Source organism: Desulfobaculum sp., assembly GCF_054921475.1.
Window position 1 is genome coordinate 1 of the sequence record NZ_JBUDSW010000246.1, and the last position, 5,251, is coordinate 5,251.

A 5,251-nucleotide genomic window follows, 5' to 3' on the forward strand; every position below is an offset into this window, starting at 1 on the left:
TCGCCTGTCTCCTGATAAAAGGCGAACTGCGACCCAACAAGAACGTGGTGGAAGAGTATAGCGCCGTACCCGGACAGGGCACCGATGAAGATGGCGATGAAGAGGTTGAATATGCGCTGTTCAATGCAAAAGCGCCGGAATCCGGAGCTGATTTCGCGACAGGAGTTGGGGAGCCGCACGGGATTTCGGACCTCCGGTTTCGAGGTTCGGACGCGGAAAAAGAGTGTGCCTGCCCGTGATTACGAATCCGGGCACCGCGAAATGATGCGGACCTCCAGCCCAAAGCGGACAAGGTCGTCGGCATGGCGTTTCGCCCTGCGGATGGAGGCGTGCTGACCCACCACGACTTGAGCCCGGTCCGTCTCGTCCCAGACCCAGATATGTTCACGCAGGCTGATGCCGTGGTCGCTCAGTGTCAGGCGCAGGGCTTCCCGCGCCGCTTCGCGCTGGTCGAAGTCTTCGGCATCCAGATGCGCGCCGCACACCAGAACCCACCACCCGGAATCGGGAGAACGTGGCGGCTCGTCAGGCTCGGTGCGCCGCAGAGCGTCTGTCATGGACTGAATGATCGTTGCGATGTCGCGAATCAGGGTCATGCCGCCTCCATCCTGCATGTGACGGGGAGGATTCATTCAATAATATGCAGAACATACCGGGCAATGACAAGGGAAAAACCCACGGAATGCAAATCGTGGCGGGACGCGGCCCCGCATGGGGGCCGGCGCGGGGCCGCAATGTTAGCCCGTGGCCTTGGGTTTGGCCGGGGTGGTGAGCTTGTTGTAGGTGCGGATGATTTCATAGCGCCATTTGAGGTCTGTCAGCAGGCGCTTGATGATGGTTTTGGCGTCCTGATCTTCCATGGCGCCGTCCTCGAAAAGGGCTTTGACGCTCTCGGTGATGAAGGACTCAAGGCGAAGGAGCAGCAGCAGCGAGGTCTGCCGGGGCTGAAGCTCCAGCGCGCCGAGGGGCTTGCGTTCAAAGGCCAAAAGCCGCGCAACAAATTCCTGATCGCGTTCCAGCTCCGGCGGCGGGTTTTCCTCACGCGTTTTGCGCATGTGGGTGATGATGTCCGCCGCGCCCTTGTCGCAAATCTGTTTCATACCCGCTGCAAGCTCGGCCAGCGCCTTGGGATCGCCCTTACCGTCAAAGGCGGTCTTGACGGAATCCGGGGTGCAGTGGGCCTTGAGCACGTCATTGAGCGAGAGGCCCGCAAGGCTGTCGTCGCTCTTGCCCAGCTTGGTGATGGCAAAGTACACGGGCTTGAGAAAGGTCGAGACCGTGCGCTTCATCTGTTTGGATTCCAGCGACGAGTTCAGGAAGAGCAGAAAGCGCCCCGGCGAGCCAAAGACGGTGTCCACATCCAGCGCGCTGCCTTGCAGGGTCTTGAGGGCGGCCACGTCGTTTTTGATGGACGCCACGTCGATGAGGGGGCGGGGCTTGGACAGGACGCTGCCCACGGTGTCCAGCCTGTCGTCCTTGAGGTACTTGAGGGCGGCGGCGCATTCCTCGGTGACCTGTCCGCGCTCTGCCGCGTCGCGGATGTCGCGGAAGCTGGCAAGAATGCTTTCGATAAGCTCGCGGTCGTCGCCCTCCAGCAGGGAGTGGTTCCCAACGCCCGCCTCCCCAAGGGCCAGCTCCAGATAGTATTCCATCTTGTGCAGGTTCCCCACCAGCGCGTCGGCGTAGTCGTCAATAAAGGCGCGCCCCACGCCAATGGACAGGCACGCGCGGCTCAGGCGCGAGCGGATGGTCATCACGGCGTCGGCGGGCAGGGCGGCGCGGACCTCGCGCTTGGCATCCTGCCCCTCTCCGGCCGGCGTGGTGGAGAGAGCGTTGTAGGCGCGCACCACGTCCAGAACCATGATGATAATGCGCCGTAGGGCCTTGATGAGCTCCTCGGCCGAGAGGGGGCGCAATTGTTCTGCAATGGCCGCCGTGATGGGGCGGCGCTCTTCCGGGCCGTTTTTCCACACGGAGCGGATGAGGTCCAACCGGTAGCGGACAAAGCTCTTGAGGCGGGGGATGAGCAAGTCCACAAGGCGCTCCGCGTCAAAGGGCAGGTCTTTCAACTCGGCCTTTTGCATGGCGAACAGTTGGTTGAGCAGGGCCTTGTCCTGCTGGAAGTCGGCGTCCTCGGAGTTGAAGGGGACGCTGACTATTTTGCGGATAAGTTCCTTGGGCCGCATCTGCTGCAGCACGCGTATTTCGCCCTCAATGGCGGCAAGCTGCTTCAGATGGTCCTCATCGGAGAGGCGCTTGCGCAGGACCTTGAGGGTGTGCTCTGGGTCCTCAAGAAAGCGCCCGAAGCTCAGGCGCGCTTCCTCGGGGAGCTGGCCGACAAGGTCGCGGAAGTGTCCGGGCACGTCCCCTGCGGCGCTGGCAAGGTTGCCCCGCGCGTCGTCGGATTTAAACGTCACATGCAGAAAGCGCGCGGTGGTAAGGCCATCGGCCAAGAGTTCGTCGGAGTCCGTGTCCTCGTCGATAAAGCGGGTAATGTCGTCGAGGTCGTGGCGGATGAGTTTTTCACTCACCTTGTAGCGGGGGCGTTTGGCAAATTGGCCGGCAAGGGTGACGTCGTCGTCCGAGATGCCGCCAAGGGCGGCCAGCACGGCGTCGGAGTTGACCTGCGCGGCGGAAAAGGGCGCGCGCAGGGCGCCAAAGGCAAGGATGAGCCGCTCCAGCGCGGCAAGTTCGGGGTCGTCCTTGGCCGGGGGCTTGGACTGGTTCAGGCGCGCAAGGTCAAGGTACAGGCAGATTTTGTCGATATTCTCCTGCGTGCGCGAGACGCTCTTGGCGATAAAGTCCGCGCCGAGGCCCAGCATCAGGCAGATGCGGCTTAGGCGGCCGGCCACCTGCTCGAACACGGCGGGGTCGATGCGCTCGCGCCGGACCAGCTGCCACTTGCCGGTTTTCCACACGTAGGAGGTGAGCACGTTTTCGCCGGTGAGTTCCCACGACAGGGTCGCGCCCTGATGCTCGTTGAAGATGAAAACATCGCTGCGGATCTTGACGCGGTGGCCTTTTTTCAGGCCCCATGCGCGCAGTTGGTCCGGGGTGAAGGGCGAACCGAGGGGCGACTTGACGCCGTAGAGGCTGATGCCGTTTTCCAGCTCAAGGGCGGGCGGCGTTTGGCGCAGCAGCTCGTAATTGATGCACAGCGCGCCCTGAATCGTCAGGGTGTGGGAAAACTGCGAGTTGACGACGCGCGCGCCACGGGCGATGAAGTCCCCCAGCACGGTGTGGATTTCCGGAATGATGTACAGCGAGCGCACATCGTCGGCCAGCATGAGGTTTCCCAGCCATTCGCCGTCGCGGTACAGGATGGCGATGGTGCCTGTTTTGGGGTCCGGGCCGATGCGCGTTTTGGGCGCGAGGGTATCCAAAAAGCCCTCCCACATGTCGCGCGCCTCGGGCGTGTTGCGGATGCGTATGTCGGGCAGAAAGGATATGGTGTAGCCACTGCCCGCGGCCCCGACTTTGACGTCCATGAGCCAGATGTGGCGTTCCATTTCGCGCTGGGATTTTTTGGCGCGGGCGATGGCGACCTGAGCGATTTTTTTGGTGCGCTCCTCCATTTTGTCTGCGGCGAGGTTGAAGCCGAACTTCTTCAGCGCCTTGCTCACGAAGGCGTTGATGCTTTTCGCCGCTTCCTGCTCGTCCTGCTTTTCATCAAGCAGCTTGAGGTACAGCGCGCCGATGCGGTCGATGAATTTATTTTGTGTGGAGTTTTTGGTCGTCATAAGTGTGTTTTATCATTGATGGTCTGGCCATGTTTTTTGGGGGGATTGCCGCTGCGCCGTTGTGGTGCGTCAGCCTTCGCCCCGTCATGGCGGTTGGCGCGGATGCGGCATGCGACGCCAGGAAAAAAGACCAGGTTATGCAATCTTCATATGTATGCGTATGCCGGGGGAGCGTCAAGCAAGGGGCCGTCTTTGACGGCGTTTGCAGGCGGCCTGCGGCGGCGCGAAGGAGGACGCCATGAAGAAACGTCCCGTTGATGTCGTTGGCAGTGGCGCCGGGAATGCTGACGCCACAGAGCCCCGCCCCGCGAATGCTCCGGCTGCGCCGCCGCTGTCGCCGCTGGTGCCAGGGACGGCCACACAGCCGCCGCGTCCGCAGGCGACGCCAGCCCCACAGGCTGGTCCCCGCGCTGCCGGGGATGCGTCGTATGGCGAGTTTGTCCAGAACATCGCCCGTGGGCTTATCGACGCCAACGCCGCGAGCCTTAAGGGGGAATCGGCCCAAACGGCGCGCAACAGGCAGGGCGTGGCCAACGTGGTGTCGCGCCTGCTGAACGGAGAGTAGACGCTGGTGGGAATCGTGTTGCGCCAGCGCGCGTGGTTCTGTTATTGTCAGTATGGTAAAAATCCGCCTGTGGCGGGGGCTGGCGTCAAATGGTGGCGCGCAGCCGGCCCGCCCGGAGCGTGCGGCGCACGGCAGGATTCGTGATCGGGAGGGGACGGCATGAGGAGGAAAACGGGTGTCATCTGTGCCCTGTGTCTGGGCGTGATATTTGCGGTGAGTGCGGCGTGGGCGCAGACGGCGCTGCTGCCGGGCAAAAGCTCCCCGCAGGAAGTGGTGCTCACGCGGAAGTTCGCCATGCGGTCCATGAATGCGGACCTGCGCGATATTCGGCTGAAGCTGGAAAAGGGCGACGTTATCCGCGTGGTCAGCCCCACGTTGTCCATTGCGGCCAAGGCCCAGATGCTGCCGCTGGTGTTTGAGCACCGGTACGAAAGCGTCTATCCGGTGGAGGGGTCGGACAAGTATTTCAAGGGCGCGGACCCGGCGAAGTTTCAGGCCGCGGCCGAGTACCTGAATGCGCAGGCCCAGAAGTTTTTGCGCATCGCCTCGGATAACGACCTCAAAAAGGCCGAGCAGCATTTGAACCGTGTCAAAAAGGCCTGCCGCTCCTGCCACCGCGAGAACCGCGGCGAGAATTAACGGCGGGCACCTCGTCCATGCGGCGCAGAGGCGGGGCGGCGCAAGGCCGCCTCGCGTTTGCGCCGTGTGTGGCGTTTGGTCCTTTGGGGACGGAGTGGCTTCTGGGGTTAGATGTCGCCGGGGTCTGGTTCCGGCGTCATGGTGCCTTGGAAGTAGAGCAGTTCGCCGTCGTCGTCGCGGATTTCGCGCACGTTTTGGCGCACGGTGAGGGTGGTGCCGTCCGCGCGGCGCATGCGGGTGCGCAGGTTCATCACAGCGCCGTGCTCGCGCAAGGCGTCAAGGAGCTGATCCCGCTCGGACGGCTCGG

5 protein-coding genes are annotated in these 5,251 nt (G+C 62.8%); 2 read left to right on the forward strand and 3 right to left on the reverse strand.

All coding sequences use genetic code 11. The annotated features are described in order from the left end of the window. Window positions 1–239: 239 nt before the first annotated feature. Window positions 240–596, reverse strand: a complete 357-nt coding sequence (locus ACY69P_RS13700; RefSeq protein WP_462327878.1) for a hypothetical protein — start codon at window positions 594–596, stop codon at window positions 240–242. A 141-nt stretch (window positions 597–737) separates the two neighbouring features. Next, a complete protein-coding gene (locus tag ACY69P_RS13705; RefSeq protein ID WP_462327879.1) occupies window positions 738–3,740 on the reverse strand; it encodes a hypothetical protein in 3,003 nt (1,000 codons plus the stop codon). 238 nt (window positions 3,741–3,978) lie between these two features. On the opposite strand from ACY69P_RS13705, the gene ACY69P_RS13710 reads away from it, so the two are divergent. Next, the gene (locus ACY69P_RS13710; RefSeq protein WP_462327880.1) at window positions 3,979–4,305 is read left to right on the forward strand and encodes a hypothetical protein; all 327 of its coding nucleotides are present in this window, start codon (window positions 3,979–3,981) and stop codon (window positions 4,303–4,305) included. 159 nt (window positions 4,306–4,464) lie between these two features. Continuing rightward, window positions 4,465–4,944 (forward strand): cytochrome c, encoded by a 480-nt coding sequence (locus ACY69P_RS13715; RefSeq protein ID WP_459898338.1) that lies wholly within the window; start codon window positions 4,465–4,467, stop codon window positions 4,942–4,944. A 107-nt stretch (window positions 4,945–5,051) separates the two neighbouring features. Here the strand turns inward: ACY69P_RS13715 and ACY69P_RS13720 are convergent. After that, on the reverse strand, window positions 5,052–5,251 hold a 200-nt coding region (locus ACY69P_RS13720), incomplete at its 5' end, for a PAS domain-containing protein (RefSeq protein WP_462327881.1).